This window comes from Ruegeria sp. HKCCD9138, assembly GCF_057220975.1.
In genome coordinates this window covers 468772-486549 of record NZ_JBWVAZ010000001.1, presented here as the reverse complement: position 1 = coordinate 486549, position 17778 = coordinate 468772, and the positions used below count along the sequence as shown (strand labels likewise).

At 57.3% G+C, this 17778-nt stretch carries 15 protein-coding genes and 3 tRNA genes; 9 read left to right on the top strand and 9 right to left on the bottom strand.

What is annotated here, in order from left to right; all coding sequences use genetic code 11:
- Positions 1–93 precede the first annotated feature (93 nt).
- On the top strand, positions 94–657 hold the full coding sequence (locus AC2TEL_RS02440; protein WP_480840222.1) for a L,D-transpeptidase: 564 nt from the start codon (positions 94–96) through the stop codon (positions 655–657).
- 64 nt (positions 658–721) lie between these two features.
- Here the strand turns inward: AC2TEL_RS02440 and AC2TEL_RS02435 are convergent, their stop codons facing one another.
- Positions 722–1198: a fasciclin domain-containing protein gene (locus tag AC2TEL_RS02435; RefSeq protein ID WP_480839503.1), complete on the bottom strand. Its 477-nt coding sequence runs from the start codon at positions 1196–1198 to the stop codon at positions 722–724.
- A 71-nt stretch (positions 1199–1269) separates the two neighbouring features.
- On the bottom strand, positions 1270–2121 hold the full coding sequence (locus tag AC2TEL_RS02430; RefSeq protein ID WP_480901645.1) for a class I SAM-dependent methyltransferase: 852 nt from the start codon (positions 2119–2121) through the stop codon (positions 1270–1272).
- Positions 2122–2253: 132 nt separating this feature from the next.
- On the opposite strand from AC2TEL_RS02430, the gene AC2TEL_RS02425 reads away from it, so the two are divergent.
- The 5 genes from AC2TEL_RS02425 (at position 2254) to AC2TEL_RS02405 (ending at position 7137) form a co-directional block, all read left to right on the top strand.
- A complete protein-coding gene (locus AC2TEL_RS02425) occupies positions 2254–3369 on the top strand; it encodes a carboxylate-amine ligase (RefSeq protein WP_480901643.1) in 1116 nt (371 codons plus the stop codon).
- A gap of 210 nt (positions 3370–3579) precedes the next feature.
- Entirely contained in the window at positions 3580–4722 is a 1143-nt protein-coding gene (locus AC2TEL_RS02420; protein ID WP_480901642.1) for an acyl-CoA dehydrogenase family protein, read from the top strand.
- Positions 4723–4729: 7 nt separating this feature from the next.
- Positions 4730–5770, top strand: coding sequence for an enoyl-CoA hydratase/isomerase family protein (locus tag AC2TEL_RS02415; protein ID WP_480901640.1), 1041 nt, complete (start codon positions 4730–4732; stop codon positions 5768–5770).
- Between the two features lie 3 nt (positions 5771–5773).
- Positions 5774–6646 (top strand): 3-hydroxyisobutyrate dehydrogenase, encoded by an 873-nt coding sequence (gene mmsB, locus AC2TEL_RS02410; protein WP_480861852.1) that lies wholly within the window; start codon positions 5774–5776, stop codon positions 6644–6646.
- Between the two features lie 107 nt (positions 6647–6753).
- Positions 6754–7137 (top strand): hypothetical protein, encoded by a 384-nt coding sequence (locus tag AC2TEL_RS02405; RefSeq protein ID WP_480839491.1) that lies wholly within the window; start codon positions 6754–6756, stop codon positions 7135–7137.
- 6 nt (positions 7138–7143) lie between these two features.
- Here the strand turns inward: AC2TEL_RS02405 and uvrA are convergent, their stop codons facing one another.
- On the bottom strand, positions 7144–10002 hold the full coding sequence (uvrA, locus tag AC2TEL_RS02400) for an excinuclease ABC subunit UvrA (protein ID WP_480901639.1): 2859 nt from the start codon (positions 10000–10002) through the stop codon (positions 7144–7146).
- 256 nt (positions 10003–10258) lie between these two features.
- On the opposite strand from uvrA, the gene AC2TEL_RS02395 reads away from it, so the two are divergent.
- Positions 10259–10459 carry a hypothetical protein gene (locus tag AC2TEL_RS02395; protein WP_480901637.1) on the top strand — a complete coding sequence of 67 codons (201 nt, stop codon included), beginning with the start codon at positions 10259–10261 and terminating at the stop codon, positions 10457–10459.
- Here the strand turns inward: AC2TEL_RS02395 and AC2TEL_RS02390 are convergent.
- The 3 genes from AC2TEL_RS02390 to AC2TEL_RS02380 form a co-directional block, all read right to left on the bottom strand.
- The gene (locus AC2TEL_RS02390) at positions 10442–10591 is read right to left on the bottom strand and encodes a hypothetical protein (protein WP_480901636.1); all 150 of its coding nucleotides are present in this window, start codon (positions 10589–10591) and stop codon (positions 10442–10444) included. The genes AC2TEL_RS02395 and AC2TEL_RS02390 overlap by 18 nt on opposite strands.
- Positions 10592–10703: 112 nt before the next feature.
- Positions 10704–10780, bottom strand: a tRNA-Asp gene (locus AC2TEL_RS02385).
- A 51-nt stretch (positions 10781–10831) separates the two neighbouring features.
- Positions 10832–10908 (bottom strand) — tRNA-Asp (locus AC2TEL_RS02380).
- 199 nt (positions 10909–11107) lie between these two features.
- Here AC2TEL_RS02380 and AC2TEL_RS02375 point away from each other — a divergent pair.
- Positions 11108–11182: transfer RNA gene (locus tag AC2TEL_RS02375), tRNA-Val, on the top strand.
- A gap of 127 nt (positions 11183–11309) precedes the next feature.
- Positions 11310–12896, top strand: a complete 1587-nt coding sequence (locus tag AC2TEL_RS02370; protein WP_480901635.1) for an APC family permease — start codon at positions 11310–11312, stop codon at positions 12894–12896.
- A 46-nt stretch (positions 12897–12942) separates the two neighbouring features.
- Here AC2TEL_RS02370 and lon read toward each other — a convergent pair whose 3' ends face one another.
- From lon to AC2TEL_RS02355, 3 genes are all read right to left on the bottom strand, one after another.
- Positions 12943–15351, bottom strand: a complete 2409-nt coding sequence (gene lon / locus AC2TEL_RS02365; protein ID WP_480839481.1) for an endopeptidase La — start codon at positions 15349–15351, stop codon at positions 12943–12945.
- A 200-nt stretch (positions 15352–15551) separates the two neighbouring features.
- On the bottom strand, positions 15552–16682 hold the full coding sequence (gene tgt / locus AC2TEL_RS02360) for a tRNA guanosine(34) transglycosylase Tgt (protein ID WP_480839479.1): 1131 nt from the start codon (positions 16680–16682) through the stop codon (positions 15552–15554).
- 65 nt (positions 16683–16747) lie between these two features.
- Positions 16748–17659, bottom strand: coding sequence for a nucleoside hydrolase (locus tag AC2TEL_RS02355; protein ID WP_480901634.1), 912 nt, complete (start codon positions 17657–17659; stop codon positions 16748–16750).
- Between the last annotated feature and the right edge of the window lie 119 nt (positions 17660–17778).

Genomic DNA, 17778 nt, shown 5'->3' with positions numbered 1-17778 from the left:
CAACAATACTTTACCGGCAATTCAAAACCCGAGCAGATCATTTTCCCGGAGGCAGCCTTGTCCCAATCCCGTTTGACCCGCCGTTCTGCCCTGATGGGGGCCGCGTCCCTGCTGGTGACCCCTGCCCTTGTACGGGCACAAAGCGTGGATGCTTTTCCGCAGGACGAAGAAGCCATCAGCACTCAGCTTCCGGTGCGCCGCAACGTATCTTCGTTCTCGCAACAGAACTGGCAGGATCACTTTGACGAATTGGGTGTCGGATGCCTGTTGGCCGACATCACCAGCCGCGCCGTTCACTATTGGGGGCCGGACGGTGCATACAAACTGTATCCCAGTTCCGTCCCGATGAGCGAAGAACTAACCAAGCGCGGCTATACAGAAGTCGTCCGCAAGGCCGAAAACCCAAGCTGGACGCCGACGGCTTCGATGCGGGAACGAGATCCGTCGTTGCCGGTTCGCATGGAAGGTGGCGATCCGGGCAACCCGTTGGGCACACGGGCCATGTATCTGTCATGGCCGGCCTATCTGGTGCACGGGACCCACGATACACGCAAGATCGGACGGCAGAGCTCGTCTGGCTGCATCGGGCTTTATAACCAGCATGTCGAAGAATTGTATCCGCTGGTTCAGATCGGTACGCAGGTCCGGCTGGTCTAAGCCCAATCTCCAGAGACAAAAGCCCCGGTCGCCGAGACCGGGGCTTTGCTGTTTATCGGGTGAGCTATTCCGGAATGATCACCGCGTCGATAACGTGGATGACACCGTTGCTGGCCTCGATATCGGCCTGAACAACCTCGGCTCCGTTTACTTTGACACCGTTTCGGGCATTCACGCTCAGACGGTCGCCCTGCACAGTCAGCACCTTGGCGCGTTTCCCGGCAATGTCTCCGGACATCACCTTGGCGGGCACGACATGATAGGTCAAAATCGAAACCAGTTGGTCCTTGTTTTCTGGCAGCAGCAGCGATTCCACCGTGCCTTCGGGCAGAGCTGCAAAGGCCTCATCCGTCGGCGCAAAAACAGTGAACGGGCCGTCGCCCTTGAGCGTGTCCACCAGGCCGGCGGCCTGTACCGCAGCGACCAGAGTGTTGAACGATCCGGCAGAAACGGCGGTGTCGACGATATCCGCGGCCTGTGCTTTGACAGGCAGGGCAAGTGCAAATGCGGCGGCAGCGCCCATGAAAGTGCGGCGGAACATGGCTGTTATCTCCTCTCCAGCTTGTTATGGAAAGGGTTACGGGCCTTTTCTCCGGCCGGATCACTTTGAGATCATTTTTCTTTGAACTGGATCCAGATGCTCTGCGCCCGACCATCCTTCAGAAACGGCAGGGCTTCTACCGCGTCAGGTCGCGCCTGTTGCAGGTAGTACCCCGGCCAGAGCATTGTAAACGCGCCGGATTGCAGCAACGCGTGTAACAAATACTGTTCGCCCCATCCCGGGCAGTCATAGAAAAAACGCTTGGGGTATTCGTAAGGCAGAAAAACATCGTGCACATGTATCACGACGCCCGGTTTCAGCGCCGGAATGATGCGGCAGAACAGATGCGCCACATCATTGCTCATACGCACGACATGGCTGGAATCGATGAACAGGATGTCTCCGGCCTCTAGCTGATCAAAAAGCGCGGGATCGACTTCTTCCAACCTTTTCTGCTCGAACTGATCGACAACATGAGCGATATCTGCGCGCGGATAAGGGTCAATGGCAGTTATGGTCGTATCCAGCCCGCCATCGATGATCGCTTGCCGGGTAACGCGGGTCGAGTTGCCACACCCCACCTCGATCACACGCCTGGGCTGAAACCTGCGGATCATCAGGTACAGCGCATCGGCATCCGGGCTGTCATAGTAACCGTTGCCAAGCCGAAACCCTGTTTGATTGCGGGACGGATCTTTCAACGCATCAAGGGCCGCCGAATGCCGGCTGAACTCTTTCACTAGCTGAGTGATATCGAACTCTTCCATCCCCGGAGACAAAGCATAAGCCGGACGAGTCAGCCCCCCTGCCTGTTCGAATGCTTCAAGCCGCGCGCGTTCTTCCTGCTCGGTGACTTTGTCGACCAGCTTCACCCCCAACTCATTAAGGGCGGCGTTGATCTTGGGAAATTTCCTTGGTTTCACGAGCGGCTCCACTTTCGTTGCGCCTGTTCCTTACCGTTGCTTGCACGGCCTTCGCAAGCTGCAGCGCGTCAAACCCTTGGCAAAATGGAAAATTCCGTATTCACTGATCCGAATGAAGCAACGAGGACCGCCATGCAGCAGGAATTCACGCTGGGGATCGAAGAGGAGTATTTGCTGGTTGATCGCGACAGCCTGCAACTGGCCGAAGCCCCCGCGGCCCTGATGGAAGCCTGCCAGGCCGATTTCGAGGGACAGGTCAGCCCAGAGTTTCTGCAGTGCCAAATCGAAGTGGGGACGCGCCCTCATACAACCATCAAATCGGCCCGAGAAGATCTGAAACGCCTGCGTTCGTGCGTGGCCAAACGCGCGGCGGACTACAATCTTTCTCCGATCGCCGTGTCCTGCCATCCCTTTGCCAACTGGAAGGACCAGCATCACACCCGCAAGGAACGTTATGACGAGTTGCAACATGCCCTTGGGGGCGTAGCGCGTCGGATGCTGATCTGCGGCATGCACGTGCATGTCGGGGTCGGTGACCCTGCCTTGCGCGCCGATCTGATGCCTCAGCTTTCGTATTTTCTGCCGCACCTATTGGCACTGTCGACCTCCTCCCCCTACTGGAATGGGGAAGACACGGGATTGTCATCCTATCGCCTGACCGTTTTCGACAACCTGCCTCGTACTGGTTTGCCCCCTGTTTTCAGCAGTTGGACTGAGTATGAGCGCACCACCGGCGTGCTGGTCGAGCTGGGCGTAATCGAGGACACAACGAAAATCTGGTGGGATCTGCGCCCCTCTCATCGGTTCCCGACGCTGGAAACCCGCATCATGGACGTGCAGCCCCGACTGGAACATACCTTGTCGCTGGCCGCGATGACTCAGGCGTTGACCCGGATGTTGTGCCGTCTGAAAGACCGCAACTTACGCTGGCGCCAATATGACAGGTTCCTGATCGGAGAAAACCGCTGGCGCGCTCAAAGATACGGCGTTGGCGAAGGTCTGATCGACTTCGGAGATCGCTCGATCAAACCGATGGCCGAACTGATCGGCGAACTGATGGGGATGCTTGCCGAGGATACCGAGGCGCTGGGCACAATGACCGAATTGGCGCGCTTGCGTCAGATTGCCGAGAATGGCACGTCGGCCACACGTCAGCGTCGTGTTTACGCCGAGGCGACGGCGCGCGGCGAAGACCCTGGAAAAGCGGTTGTTCGCCATTTGATCGAAGAATTCCACGAAGACCTATAAACATAACTCTTTCCGCGTTGTTGCCCGAAACGTTTACCGATTGTCACATTGCGTTCAGTGCTCCGCGTTCGGCCCATTTCAGCGGCGCAATCCACCTGAAAATCTTTGGTCCATCGCTGCCTGCAACGTTTGCTACAGCTGCAAAATTTCTGTAAGGATTGAAGAATAAAACGCTTGTTCAATTCTGCAGACAACAAAAGAAGGCCCGCCATGGATTTCGCGCTGACCGAGGAACAGACCGCTATTTTCGACATGGCTTACGCGTTCGGGCAAGAAAACATTGCCCCGCACGCGCGCCAGTGGGAAGCGGACGGCACCATCCCCAAAACACTCTGGCCGCAAATCGGAGAGTTGGGGTTCGGCGGGCTCTACGTCTCGGAAGACAGCGGCGGATCGGATCTGACCCGGCTGGATGCGACGTTGGTTTTCGAAGCACTTTCGATGGCTTGCCCGTCGGTCGCCGCCTTCCTGTCGATCCACAACATGTGCGCCAAGATGCTCGACAGCTTTGCCAGCGACGAGCTGAAGTCCCGCATCATGCCGGATGTTCTGAGCCTGAAGACGGTGCTCAGCTATTGCCTGACCGAACCTGGCTCCGGCTCGGATGCGGCGGCGCTTAAAACGCGCGCAGAACGCACGAACGAAGGCTACACCCTGAATGGAACCAAAGCCTTTATCTCGGGCGGCGGATATTCGGACGCCTATGTCTGCATGGTACGGACTGGTGAAGACGGACCCAAAGGCATTTCCACGGTCTATGTCGAGGACGGCACGCCCGGCCTTAGCTTTGGAGCGCTGGAACAGAAAATGGGCTGGAAAAGCCAGCCAACGGCGCAGGTTCAGTTTGACGATTGCAAAATTCCCTCTGGCAACCTCGTCGGAACCGAAGGGGACGGGTTCAAATACGCAATGATGGGTCTGGACGGCGGGCGTCTGAACATCGCCTCCTGCTCGCTGGGTGCCGCGCAGGCCGGGCTGGACATGACGCTTCAATATATGTCCGAACGAAAGGCCTTCGGGCAATCCATCGACCAGTTTCAGGCGCTGCAATTCCGTCTGGCGGATATGGAGATCGAGATGCAGGCCGCCCGAACTTTCCTGCGCCAGGCTGCGTGGAAACTGGATCAGGGAACGCCCGACGCGACCAAGTTCTGCGCGATGGCCAAGAAATTCGTGACCGAGACCGGTTCCAAAGTTGTCGACCAATGCCTGCAACTGCACGGCGGATATGGGTATCTGGCGGACTATGGCATCGAAAAGCTTGTGCGTGACTTGCGCGTGCATCAGATATTGGAAGGTACGAACGAGATCATGCGCGTGATCGTCGCGCGCCAGATGCTGTCCAATCGCTGAGGTTTCGATGCCCGATATCTACATCCGCACCACTGGCCGCGCCGGGCGTATCACCTTGACCCGACCGCAGGCCTTGAATGCGCTCAGCTATGACATGTGCATGGCCATCGACACCGCCCTTCGCAACTGGCGCGAAGATGATGCGGTCGATCTGATCATTTTCGACGCCGAGGGCGACAAAGCGTTTTGCGCAGGCGGCGATATTGCCGAGCTTTATGACACGGGCACCAAGGGAGATTTTTCTTATGGCCGTAATTTCTGGCGGGACGAATATCGCCTGAACGCCCTGATCTTCGAATACCCAAAGCCCGTGATCAGTTTCTTGCAAGGGTTCACGATGGGAGGTGGTGTGGGCATCGGGTGCCACGGTAGCCATCGGGTTGTCGGAGAAAGCTCGAAAATCTCAATGCCGGAATGTTCAATCGGTCTGGTTCCGGATGTGGGCGGCACGCTCATGCTGGCACTGGCGCCGGGTCGGTCGGGCGAGTATTTGGGCATTACCGGCCATCGCATGGGACCCGGAGATGCAATCTATACCGGCTTTGCCGATCATTACGTCCCACAGAAGATTTGGCCGGAACTGATCGAACTGCTCGAGGCATCGGGCCGCACCGAGTTGGTACAGGAACATGCGCAGACACCTCCGGAAAGCCCACTGGCTGACCAGCAAACGCTGATAAACGCATGTTTCGATGGCGAAACTCTTGGAGATATCCTGAACGCCCTGCGCAACGGCGAAACAGAATTTGCGGCTAAGAATCTGACAGTTATGCAGCGCAATTCACCTCTTTCCATGGCCTGTGCGGTGGAAATGCTGCACAGGCTGCGCGGCGCAAGCCTGACTATGCGCAAAGCGTTGGAAATGGAATATCGCTTTACCTATCGCGCGATGGAGCACGGGGATTTCCTGGAAGGCATCCGTGCTCAGATCATCGACAAGGATCGAAACCCGAAATGGCAATATTCTGACATGAACGTACCGGCCGTGGCGGTTTCGAAGATGCTGCAACCGCTTGGGGCGGATGCGCTGAGTTTTGCAGAGGAGTAAGGGATGAAAATCGGATTCATTGGTCTGGGCAACATGGGTGCTCCGATGGCGGCCAACCTTGCGCGCGCCGGACATGAGGTCACAGGCTTTGACATGGCCGACGTTGCTGTGGAAGGCGTTTCGATGGCCGCATCGGGCGCTGAAACCGCAGCCGGCGCCGAAGTCGTCATCACCATGCTGCCAAATGGCCAGATTCTGCGTGCCGTTGCCAACGAAGTTGTCCCCGCAATGGAAGCTGGTTCGGCGTTGGTCGACTGTTCAACCGTGGATGTCGACAGCGCACGCGCCGTTGCCAAGCAAGCCGCCGCCGCTGGTTTGCTTGCCGTCGATGCCCCGGTCTCTGGCGGGATCGGTGGAGCGGCGGCCGGAACGCTGACCTTCATGGCCGGCGGCTCTGATGCAGCCTTCGCCAAAGCCGCGCCCTTGTTCGAGATTATGGGACAGAAAGCGGTTCATTGCGGGGAAGCTGGCGCTGGCCAGGCCGCAAAGATCTGCAACAACATGATCCTTGGCGTCACAATGATCGCCACTTGCGAAGCCTTTGCTCTGGCAGACAAGCTTGGACTGGATCGGCAGAAGATGTTCGATGTTGTAAGCACATCGTCTGGCTACAGCTGGACAATGAACGCCTATTGTCCTGCCCCTGGCGTTGGGCCTGAAAGCCCGGCCGACAACGACTACATCCCGGGATTCGCCGCGGAACTGATGCTGAAGGACCTGCGTCTGAGCCAGCAAGCTGCCGACAGCGCCAATGCCGACACACCGATGGGTCAGGTGGCCACTCAGCTTTACGAGCAATTTGTCGAACAGGAAGGCGGTTCGGGCCGAGACTTTAGCGCCATGCTTCCCCGGTTTGAGAAACGCGGCCGGTCCTAAGGTCGACGGCGGGAACCCGCACAAGCCATGCGCACAGACTGGTAAAACCACCTTTCGGCCACTTAATTGTGGTAACCGACCGTGCGCAGCGAAGTTGGAGTGTGTCGATGAAATCAGTTCTGAGCATTGCCGTGATGGCCGCCGTGGCCCTCGGGTCCGTTCCTGCGATGGCGGGAAATGGCAAGGGAAAAGGCAAATCCAAGGATTCGTTCGAAGTCCATCGCATCACGCCGAGCGCCGGGAAGAGCGGTCATTGCCCGCCGGGACTGGCGAAAAAAGCGGTACCTTGTGTTCCCCCCGGTCAGGTGAAGAACCGCTACCGGGTCGGGGACCGGATTGACAGTGACTATGCCTGGATCAACGATCCGTACCGCTACGGTCTGAACCGCGGCGGCAACTATATTCGCGCCGGTGACTATGTTTACCGTGTGGACCCGGAAACGCGAAAAGTGCTGAATCTGATCGGCGCAGTGGCCGACATCCTTTATTGACCCGACCTATTCGGCAGCCACGCGTTCCGGGTTCAACATCGGCTTGAGATACCGCCCCGTGTGGCTGCGGTCGCAACCCGACACATCCTCTGGCGTGCCTTCCGCCACAATCTGACCGCCTCCGTCCCCGCCTTCGGGACCGATATCGATGATCCAGTCGGCGGTTTTTACCACGTCCAGATTGTGCTCGATCACGACAACCGAATTTCCCTGATCGACCAGCTCATGCAACACTTCCAACAGCTTGCGAACGTCTTCGAAATGCAAACCCGTGGTCGGTTCATCCAGAATATACAATGTCCGGCCCGTCGAACGTTTGCTGAGCTCCTTCGACAGCTTTACCCGCTGCGCTTCGCCACCCGACAGGGTCGTCGCCTGCTGCCCGACCTTGATGTACCCCAGTCCAACGCGCGCCAGTGCGTCCATCTTGTCGCGGATTGACGGCACCGCCTTAAAGAACTCCTGCGCATCTTCCACAGTCATATCAAGGACATCCGCGATGGACTTACCCTTGAACTTGATCTCGAGCGTCTCGCGATTGTACCGCGCGCCCTTGCAGGTTTCGCAAGTGACGTAAACGTCGGGCAGAAAGTGCATCTCGATCTTGATCACGCCATCGCCCTGACACGCCTCGCACCGTCCGCCTTTGACATTAAAGCTGAAACGACCGGGTTTGTATCCGCGCGCCTTGGCCTCGGGCAGCCCGGCAAACCAGTCGCGGATCGGGGTGAAGGCCCCGGTGTAAGTCGCTGGATTCGAACGCGGAGTCCGCCCGATGGGGCGCTGGTCGATGTCGATGACCTTGTCCAGATGCTCCAACCCCTTGATAGTCTCACATGGTGCAGGCGTCTGCCGCGCGCCGTTCAGGCGCATCGACGCTGTCTTGAACAGGGTTTCGATCGTCAAAGTCGATTTGCCGCCCCCGGACACTCCGGTCACACAGACAAACTTACCCAGGGGAAAATCGGCCGTCACGTTCTTCAGGTTGTTGCCCGTGGCTTTAACCACCGTGACTTTCTGCTTCTTACCGTTACGCCGCTCGGTCGGCACAGGGATTTCCCGCGTCCCCGAAAGATACTGCCCGGTGATCGAGGCCGCATCACCCGCAATGTGATCCGGTGTGCCGTGGCTGACGACCTGCCCACCGTGTACCCCTGCGCCGGGGCCGATGTCGAAGACATAATCCGCGGCTCGGATGGCTTCCTCGTCATGCTCGACCACGATGACTGTGTTGCCTTGATCCCGGAGGTTCTTGAGCGTACCCAACAGCCGGTCATTGTCCCGTTGATGCAAACCAATCGACGGCTCGTCCAGAACATACAGAACACCGGTCAGGCCCGACCCGATCTGACTGGCGAGTCGGATACGCTGGCTTTCGCCGCCCGAGAGCGTACCACTTGAACGAGACAGTGTAAGATATTCCAAACCAACATTATTCAGGAAACCCAACCGCTCACGAATCTCCTTCAGAATGGCACGTGCTATCTCGTTCTTCTGGGCGCTCAGATGGTTCGGTGCGTCCTCGATCCAGGCCAATGCCTCGCGGATCGACATTTCGACCACCTGCCCAACATGCAGACCTGCAATCTTGACCGCCAGAGCTTCGGCCCGAAGTCGGTAACCATGACACGTGCCGCAGGGACGGTTGTTTTGGTAGCGTTCAAACTCTTCGCGAATCCAGGCGCTGTCGGTCTCGCGATAGCGGCGTTCCATGTTCGGGATGACACCTTCAAAGCTTCGCGTGACCTGATAAACACGCCCACCTTCGTCATAGCGGAACTGAATTTCCTCATCGCCTGATCCGCGCAAAAACACCTGCTGTACCTTTGCAGGAAGGTCTTTCCAGGGCGTGTTCTTGTCGAACTCGTAGTGCCGGGCAATTGCCTCGATCGTTTGCAGGAAATAAGGCGATTTCCCCTTACGCCACGGCGCCAGAGCTCCGTCATAGAGTTTCAGCGTCTGATCCGGCACCACCAGCCGTTCGTCGAAAAACAGCTCAACCCCCAGACCGTCACAGGCCGGGCACGCTCCGAAAGGCGCATTGAACGAAAACAGGCGCGGTTCGATCTCGGGGATCGTGAAGCCACTGACGGGACAGGCAAAATTCTCGCTGAAGGTGATCCGTTCAGGGTCGCCTTCACGTGGCGCAGTTTCGAGAACGGCAATCCCGTCTGCCAAATCCAGAGCGGTTCGCAGGCTGTCCGCCAAACGAGTTTCCATGCCTTCACGAACCACGAGCCGATCAACAACCACATCAATATCGTGGCGGAACTTCTTGTCGAGCGTCGGCGGTTCGTCCAATTCGTAGAACTCGCCATCCACTTTCACACGCTGAAAGCCCTGCTTGCGCAGTTCCAGAAACTCTTTTCTGTACTCCCCCTTCCGATCACGTACGATGGGGGCCAGAAGATAGCCACGCGTTCCTTCCTCCATCGTCATGATCCGGTCGACCATGTCCTGCACCTGCTGAGCCTCGATTGGCTGCCCGGTTGCAGGGCTATATGGCGTGCCGGCACGGGCAAACAGCAAGCGCAGATAGTCGTAGATCTCGGTAACCGTCCCCACGGTTGAACGGGGGTTCTTGGAGGTTGTTTTCTGTTCGATCGAAATCGCAGGAGACAGGCCACTGATGTGGTCGACATCCGGCTTTTCCATCATGTCCAGAAACTGCCGCGCATAGGCTGACAGGCTTTCGACATACCGCCTTTGCCCTTCGGCATAGATGGTGTCGAAGGCCAACGAGGACTTGCCCGATCCCGACAATCCGGTGATCACCACCAGCTGATCGCGCGGGATATCCACGTCGATGCTTTTGAGGTTGTGCTCGCGCGCACCGCGTACCTCGATATTCTTCAGTTCAGCCATCGCGGCCCCCAAAATGACAGTGTCCTAGAAATAGGCGAGCCGCTCTGAGTCTCCAACAGAAAAATTAGAACAAAGTGTGAACGGGCGGTTTTTCTCGCACCTATGGCTCAGTCCGGTGAATTGCGGGCTATAACCCACGCGCAAATGGGAAAATCAGGGTCGTTTTCCAAACTGTTCCGATCGGGTCAAAGCCGCATTCCGTCAGCAGGTTCACGAGGCCTCTGGCCGACCAGCGTGAAAAACCATTTGGCGCCGCATGAAACGGGACGAAAAACGGGACCGCCAGCCAGAAATACCCACCAGACCAAAGCATTTCGAGAAAGTTGAGCGTGGCCTCGAATGGCCGGTCAAGATGTTCCCAGACCTGATTGGCAAGGATCAGGTCGAACTGTCGAACCTGTCCCTGCTCGTCCAGAACCGGCCCACTGCATATGTCATGCTACGCGTGCCAGAATGAGCTGTAGCTGCGAAAACCGAACTGCTTGCCCCAACTGCCTGAAATCTCGGCCACATCCAGCGTGTCGGGCTGAAGCTCGCGAATCCACCGGCGGCTGTGACGGGCGATTACCACGCGATTCAAACTGGCCACATGTCACCTCGGGACTACTAAGTTTTTCGGCTTTACGATGGCAAACGATTCCAAAAACATCGACCAGGCGATGATTGTCTGTGCCATGCTTTGCAATCGTCGTGAAGGGAAATGGCGCGGTTGACGGGGCTCGAACCCGCGACCCCCGGCGTGACAGGCCGGTACTCTAACCAACTGAGCTACAACCGCGCATTAGGGTCTATGTGCGATCCATTGACCCGGATCAAAGGCTGACAGCGATGGCGCGGTTGACGGGGCTCGAACCCGCGACCCCCGGCGTGACAGGCCGGTACTCTAACCAACTGAGCTACAACCGCCCGCTGCCCGTTCGTTGCTGAACGTTGGGGTGTATTATGGCTACGGTCGGGCAGCGTCAAGCGGCGTTTTGAAGTTTTTTCGAACAGTACCGGTTTTTGTTTCCGGCTGAATAATTTCGTCGCCCTCGCCAACTGCCTTTCAATTATTGCGGCCCCCCACTTGTCGACGGTGGAAAAGCGCTGTAAGAGCCGTCGCTACGGGTGATTAGCTCAGTGGTAGAGCGCTTCGTTCACATCGAAGATGTCAGGAGTTCAAATCTCTTATCACCCACCATTCCCACAAATGTAGACCGGCGCGTGCTAAAGGCTTGAATTTACAGGGCTTGCCAGCCAGCAATACTGCCGCGTATCGTTCCGGCATCAGCCGTGTGATCAACCGGCGCTGGTGGACGGGGTTGCGCATGGCCAAATTGAAACGGGATATTGGCCTGGTCGGCCTTACGTTCATTTCCGTCGGCGGCATAATTGGATCGGGCTGGTTGTTCGGGCCACTGTTGGCAGTACAGCATGCCGGTCCTGCGGCGACAGTTTCCTGGATCATCGGCGCAGTCGCAATGTTCATTCTGGCGATCACTTTCGCCGAAATCTCTGCCATGTTGCCGATTCCGGGCGGGATTGCCCGCGTACCTCAGTTTTCTCATGGGAACATCGTTGCCATGGCAATGGGTTGGACCGCTTGGATCGGATACAACACAACGGCCCCGATCGAGGTCGAGGCCATGCTGAAATACCTCGCACCCTACGCGCCCTGGCTGCATGCGGCTAACACTGGCGATCTGACCGGGGCCGGTACTGCCGTCGCGTTGTTTTTTATGTTGGTCTTCGTCGCCGTTAATGCCTTGGGCGTAAAGTTCTTTGCTCAGGTAAATTCGGTCCTGACCTGGGCCAAAATCGCCATACCTGTCATCCTGTCCGTTCTACTGATCGCAAGCCGTTTTGACGCGCAGAACTTTGTTCAACCAGACGGGTTTGCGCCTTACGGGCTGCAAGGCATCATGGCCGCCGTTTCCACCGGAGGGGTCATCTTTTCCTTCATAGGCTTTCGCCACGTGGTCGACATGGCCGGCGAGGTTCGGAATCCAAAGTTCGCAATCCCTGCGGCCTTGGTCCTTTCCATAATCCTGTGCGCCGCCATTTACCTGGGCCTTCAGGTTGCCTTCATCGGCGCCCTTGATCCAAAATTGATCAGCAACGGGTGGGCCAATTTGAGTTTTGGCGGGCAAGGTCCACTCGACGGCATCATCATGTCAGTCGGAATCCTGTGGTTTCTCAGTTTGCTAAATGTGGGTTCTGTCATTGGCCCCTTCGGCAATGGATTGGTTGCTACCGGCTCAAATGCCCGTATCGCACTGGCGCTGTCTCAGAACGGATTTCTGCCGCGTCGTCTTCAGATGCTGTCGTCATTCGGCGTACCGCTCTGGGCATTGGCGTTGAATTTTCTGATTGGAATCCTGTTCCTGCTTACCGTTCCATTCACCACTGTCATTGCCCTCAATGGCGCTGCAATCGTCCTTTCCTTTGCGGTTGGACCAATTGCGGTGGTCTGCTTGCGCGACCTTTTACCCGACCGCCCACGTTCAATCCGCGTGCCTGCCGTCAAATTGGTCGGAGTGTCCGCGTTCGCCATCGCAACACTCGTCGTGTATTGGAGCGGCTGGGACACGGTGTGGCGGCTTGGTATCGCGTTACTTGTCGGGATGGCGTTGCTGCTGATCCGGTTTCACGGCCGCCTTGACGATATGGACGTGACCGAAGCACTGTGGCTGATGCCGTATTTCGGCGGAATTGGCCTGATCTCGTATCTCGGTCAGTTTGGCGAAGGCGCGTTAAAACAGATTCCGTTCGGATGGGATATCGTACTTTGCATCCTCTTTTCCGCGGTGATTTTTGCACTAGCCATTCGGTCCGCACTTGCCGACAAAAAGTTCCAAAAATACATCGAAGAGGAAGAGGTATTGGATCCGGCGAAACCCATTATCGGACTGTAAAAAAGGCGAGGTAAAACCCTCGCCTTTCTATTCGCAATAAGATGCCTTAGTGCGCTGTCGCGGACTGGCCTGCGCCGTCGCTGGACTTTGCGGCAGCTGCCGCAGCCTCTTCCGCAGCTTCATCCCATTCAACCGGTTCGGGCTTGTGGATCAGGGCTTGTTCAAGAACTTCCGAAACGTGCTTGACTGGAATGATGTCCAAACCGTCTTTCACGTTGTCAGGAATATCCGCCAGATCCTTTTCGTTCTCTTCGGGGATCAGAACTGTTTTGATCCCGCCGCGCAGCGCGGCCAAAAGTTTCTCCTTAAGGCCACCAATCGGCATCGCGTTGCCACGCAGAGAGACTTCGCCGGTCATCGCGATATCCTTGCGAACCGGAATACCCGTCAGCACAGACACAATCGATGTGACCATGGCCAGACCCGCCGACGGACCGTCCTTCGGCGTGGCGCCATCGGGGACATGCACGTGGATATCCAGCTTGTCGAACTGCGGAGGCTTCACACCAATCTGCGGTGAGATAGACCGCACGTAAGACGAAGCCGCATCGATGGATTCCTTCATCACGTCACCCAGCTTGCCGGTGGTCTTCATCCGCCCCTTTCCGGGCAGTTTCAGCGCCTCAATATGCAGCAAGTCGCCCCCAACCGAGGTCCAGGCCAGACCGGTGACAACACCGACCTGATCATCCTGTTCAGCCAATCCGTAACGGAATTTCGGCACGCCCAGGAACTCATCAAGGTTTTCAGGCGTCACCGTCACGGTTTCCGCCTCTTTCTTGATGATCTTGGTCAGCGATTTCCGGGCAACCTTGGCGATTTCACGCTCGAGGTTCCGCACACCTGCTTCGCGGGTATAAGTGCGGATGATCTTTTGCAGCGCCTCATCCGTCAGCTCAAACTCCTTGGTTTTCAGCCCGTGGTTCTTGATCTGTTTGCCGATAAGATGCTGCTTGGCTATCTCGCGCTTTTCATCTTCGGTGTAACCGGCCAGAGGGATGATCTCCATCCGGTCGAGCAGAGGCCCAGGCATGTTATAGCTGTTGGACGTGGTCAGGAACATCACGTTCGACAGGTCGTATTCGACTTCTAGATAGTGATCCATGAACGTGTTGTTCTGTTCCGGGTCCAACACCTCGAGCATTGCCGAGGCCGGGTCACCACGGAAGTCCTGCCCCATCTTGTCGATCTCGTCGAGCAAGATGAGCGGGTTCGTGGTTTTCGCCTTCTTCAACGCCTGGATGATCTTACCGGGCATCGAACCGATATAGGTCCGGCGGTGGCCGCGAATCTCGGATTCGTCACGAACGCCACCCAGCGAGATGCGGATGAACTCGCGCCCCGTGGCTTTGGCAACCGACTTACCCAGCGAGGTTTTACCCACACCCGGAGGGCCCACAAGGCACAGGATCGGGCCTTTCAGCTTTTTCGAACGCTGCTGAACCGCCAGATATTCGACGATCCGTTCCTTGACCTTTTCAAGTCCATAGTGATCGTCGTCCAATATTTCCTGCGCACGGCCCAGGTCCTTCTTAACGCGGGATTTCGTGCCCCACGGAAGCGACAGGATCCAGTCCAGATAGTTGCGCACCACGGTGGCTTCGGCCGACATCGGCGACATGTTCTTGAGCTTCTTCAGCTCGCCTTCCGCCTTTTCGCGCGCCTCTTTCGACAGCTTGGTCTCGGCGATCTTGGCTTCCAGTTCGGCCACTTCGTTGCTGCCGTCCTCGCCGTCGCCAAGTTCCTTCTGAATGGCCTTCATCTGCTCATTCAGATAGTATTCGCGCTGCGTCTTCTCCATCTGGGATTTGACGCGTGTCTTGATCTTTTTCTCGACCTGCAGAACCGACATTTCGCCCTGCATCAGGCCATAGACCTTTTCAAGCCGCTCGCTGACACTGAGGGTTTCCAGCAGTTCCTGCTTTTGCTCGACCTCAATGCCCAGATGACCAGACACAAGGTCCGCAAGCTTGGCAGGCTCGGCAGTCTCACCAACGGCGGTCAGAGCCTCTTCCGGGATGTTCTTGCGCACTTTCGCGTAACGCTCGAATTCATCCGCGACAGTACGCAGCAACGCCTCGGTCGTTGTGACATCGCCGGGGATCTCGGTCAGGTATTCTGCCCGAGCTTCGAAAAACTCTTCGTTTTCAAGAAATTCCGTGATCTTGACCCGTGCCTGCCCTTCGACCAGCACCTTGACGGTGCCATCGGGCAATTTCAGCAACTGCAGCACATTGGCCAGAACGCCGGTTCGATAGATACCGTCGATTTCCGGGTCGTCGACGCTGGGGTCGATCTGACTGGACAACAGAATTTGCTTGTCATCCTGCATCACCTCTTCCAGCGCGCGGACCGATTTGTCACGGCCCACGAACAGCGGCACGATCATATGCGGAAAAACCACGATATCGCGCAGCGGCAGGACGGGGTATGAGGAATTCAGAGGCTCTTGCATGCTCTATCCTTATTGTTGGCAAGATGGCGCTGGTCCCTGATTCAGGCAACCTTTGGCCATCTCCTGTCTTGGACGGTACAGGTGGGGCGTTTTTGCCGATTTTCAACCTTGCCGCCGATTACACTTTCAAGAATGACCCGAGGTTCAGCCGACTGCAAGGCGCTAAGGTACATATCTGCGGAAATTCGTATTACCGCTTGTCAAAGAGGCTCAATGTCTCCCTGCGCACGCCGCGCATGAAAGCCGGCTTGCCACGCCTCGAAAGTACCTGCGGCGATCGCATCGCGCATGCCCTGCATGATTTCCTGGAAATAGTGCAGGTTGTGCCAGGTCAGCAGCATGCCCGAGATCATTTCGTTTGCACGAAACACATGATGCAGATAGGCGCGGGAGTAGTGCGAGCAGGCCGGGCAGCTACACGCCTCATCCAGTGGGCGCGGGTCGTCGGCGTGGCGGGCGTTCTTGATGTTGACCACACCAAACCGAGTGAAAACCTGCCCTGTGCGCCCCGAACGCGACGGCAAAACGCAATCCATCATGTCGATCCCGCGTGCAACAGCGCCAACAATATCATCCGGTTTGCCTACCCCCATAAGATAGCGCGGTTTGTCCTCCGGCAAAAAGTCCGGGGCATAGTCGAGGCAGGAGAACATCGCCTCCTGCCCTTCTCCCACCGCAAGACCGCCAACAGCGTAGCCTTCAAAGCCGATGTTCTTCAGGGCTTCGGCGCTTTCCTCGCGCAGGTCCTGTTCCAGACCGCCTTGCATGATGCCAAACAGCGCGTGGCCGGGCCGGTCGCCGAACGCTTCGCGGGACCGGTCGGCCCAACGCATCGACAGGCGCATCGACTCGGCAATTCGGTCACGGTCTGCCGGCAACGCCGGGCATTCGTCAAAGCACATCACAATGTCCGACCCTAACAAGCGCTGGATCTCCATCGACCGCTCCGGCGTCAGCTCGTGCTTGGACCCGTCGATGTGAGATTTGAACGTTACGCCTTTTTCCGTCAGTTTGCGCAGACCCGCCAGTGACATGACCTGAAAACCGCCGGAGTCGGTCAGAATAGGGCGCTCCCAATTCATAAACTTGTGAAGCCCGCCGAGGCGATCGATCCGCTCTGCCGTGGGGCGCAACATCAGGTGATAGGTATTGCCCAACAGGATGTCCGCCCCGGTCGCGCGCACGCTTTCGGGCATCATGGCTTTGACCGTCGCCGCCGTGCCGACTGGCATGAAGGCAGGAGTGCGTACCTCGCCGCGCGGCGTGTGAATAACGCCAGTGCGGGCCTTGCCGTCGGTGGCTTTCAGATCAAAGGAGAAACGGTCGGTCATCTTGATGCCTCAGGGGTCGCGGAACCGGGCAGGATTTGCCCGATCTGCCTCGGCATTGCAACCCGTCAGGGCAGCGAGGAAACCCGCTCGGTAAACAGGCTCACAACCCCTGCCCCATCGACATCGCGACACACCAAAACCGGTGGGCGTGACGGATCAGTTCGGGTCGCCCCAAGCGCGGGGCCATCTGTCGTCACACGCAATCCGGTTTCCACCATCTCGAACATTGTCGCGTGAGTGCAGGCAATCACAGCCGTTGAATCGTGCAGCCCGCACCCTTCGAGGCCGCCGACATCCTTGTAGAACTTCAGGTAGAATCGGGAAATGTCTCGCAGGAACCCACCCATATCTGCCGAGCGTTCCGCCAAGACTTCAAAATCTGCCGGCTCATAGAGGGTTTTTAATGTAACATCCAAGCCAACCAGAACGGTCCGAGCCTGGGCTGCAAGGACCTCATCAGCCGCCTCGGCATCGTGATAGATATTCGCCTCAGCGTGTTCGGTGATATTTCCAGGGCAGAACACGGCCCCACCCATAATCACCAGATTCTTCAGATTCTGAGCGAATTCAGCGTCCAGACGCATTGCATCCGCAATGTTGGTCAATGGCCCGACTGCGCAAACGACCAGCTCCCCGCGGTGCATTCTTGCCATTTCAACCAGAAACTCGGCGGCGGACAGGGGGTGGTTCTCGCCGATTTGAGGAATCTCGGTCAGATCGCCAAAGCCTTCGGGCCCATGTACATGCTCGGAAGGCGCGTGGCGGTCGGCACCCAATGGGAACGCCGCGCCTTGTGCAACTGGAATGGAAATCCCCAATTTATCCAGCAAAAACCGCGCATTACGGCTGGACTGGTGAACGTGAGTATTGCCAAATACGGTCGTCAGACCAATCAGGTCGATTTCGGGCGCGGCTGCGGCATAGGCAATCGCCATCGCGTCGTCGATGCCGGGGTCAGTGTCAATTATCAGCTTCATCCGCCCCCGATAGCGCAATCATCTCGGGATGCAAAGCAGCCACAGGATAGAATTTCTGGCTTTAATTATCACTTTCACCGTTTTGTAACAGGGCCCGCTCAATCCATACCAGAGTTGAA

What these genes read in the sequence shown, in the direction of transcription:
- AC2TEL_RS02405 (WP_480839491.1), top strand. Translation starts at nt 6,754, where the DNA reads ATGAAATCAGTTCTGAGCATTGCCGTGATGGCCGCCGTGGCCCTCGGG.
- AC2TEL_RS02415 (WP_480901640.1), top strand. Translation starts at nt 4,730, where the DNA reads ATGCCCGATATCTACATCCGCACCACTGGCCGCGCCGGGCGTATCACC.
- uvrA (WP_480901639.1), bottom strand. Translation starts at nt 10,002, where the DNA reads ATGGCTGAACTGAAGAATATCGAGGTACGCGGTGCGCGCGAGCACAAC.
- AC2TEL_RS02355 (WP_480901634.1), bottom strand. Translation starts at nt 17,659, where the DNA reads ATGAAGCTGATAATTGACACTGACCCCGGCATCGACGACGCGATGGCG.
- mmsB (WP_480861852.1), top strand. Translation starts at nt 5,774, where the DNA reads ATGAAAATCGGATTCATTGGTCTGGGCAACATGGGTGCTCCGATGGCG.
- AC2TEL_RS02425 (WP_480901643.1), top strand. Translation starts at nt 2,254, where the DNA reads ATGCAGCAGGAATTCACGCTGGGGATCGAAGAGGAGTATTTGCTGGTT.
- AC2TEL_RS02435 (WP_480839503.1), bottom strand. Translation starts at nt 1,198, where the DNA reads ATGTTCCGCCGCACTTTCATGGGCGCTGCCGCCGCATTTGCACTTGCC.
- AC2TEL_RS02370 (WP_480901635.1), top strand. Translation starts at nt 11,310, where the DNA reads ATGGCCAAATTGAAACGGGATATTGGCCTGGTCGGCCTTACGTTCATT.
- lon (WP_480839481.1), bottom strand. Translation starts at nt 15,351, where the DNA reads ATGCAAGAGCCTCTGAATTCCTCATACCCCGTCCTGCCGCTGCGCGAT.
- AC2TEL_RS02420 (WP_480901642.1), top strand. Translation starts at nt 3,580, where the DNA reads ATGGATTTCGCGCTGACCGAGGAACAGACCGCTATTTTCGACATGGCT.
- AC2TEL_RS02440 (WP_480840222.1), top strand. Translation starts at nt 94, where the DNA reads ATGGGGGCCGCGTCCCTGCTGGTGACCCCTGCCCTTGTACGGGCACAA.
- AC2TEL_RS02395 (WP_480901637.1), top strand. Translation starts at nt 10,259, where the DNA reads ATGAAACGGGACGAAAAACGGGACCGCCAGCCAGAAATACCCACCAGA.
- tgt (WP_480839479.1), bottom strand. Translation starts at nt 16,682, where the DNA reads ATGACCGACCGTTTCTCCTTTGATCTGAAAGCCACCGACGGCAAGGCC.